Origin of the sequence: Streptomyces katrae, from assembly GCF_000966975.1 — a bacterium.
GTDB classification, from domain to species: Bacteria; Actinomycetota; Actinomycetes; order Streptomycetales; family Streptomycetaceae; genus Streptomyces; species Streptomyces katrae.
Genome location: NZ_JZWV01001246.1, coordinates 1 through 210, shown reverse-complemented (window position 1 = coordinate 210; position 210 = coordinate 1). Strand labels below are relative to the sequence as shown.

Annotated in this window: 1 protein-coding gene; it reads right to left on the bottom strand. The window is 73.3% G+C overall.

The genetic code is table 11. The annotated features are described in order from the left end of the window. On the bottom strand, window positions 1-210 hold a 210-nt coding region (locus VR44_RS35655; protein ID WP_045951800.1), incomplete at both ends, for a methionine adenosyltransferase domain-containing protein.

Genomic DNA, 210 nt, shown 5'->3' with positions numbered 1-210 from the left:
CTCCCAGGTGAACTCGGGGAGCTCGCGGCCGAAGTGGCCGTAGGCGGCGGTCTGCGCGTAGATGGGCCGCAGCAGGTCGAGGTCGCGGACGATCGCGGCCGGGCGGAGGTCGAAGACGGCGGAGACCGCCTCCTGGATCCGCTCGTCGGGCAGGGCGCCGGTGCCGAAGGTCTCCACGAACAGGCCGACGGGCTCGGCCTTGCCGATCGC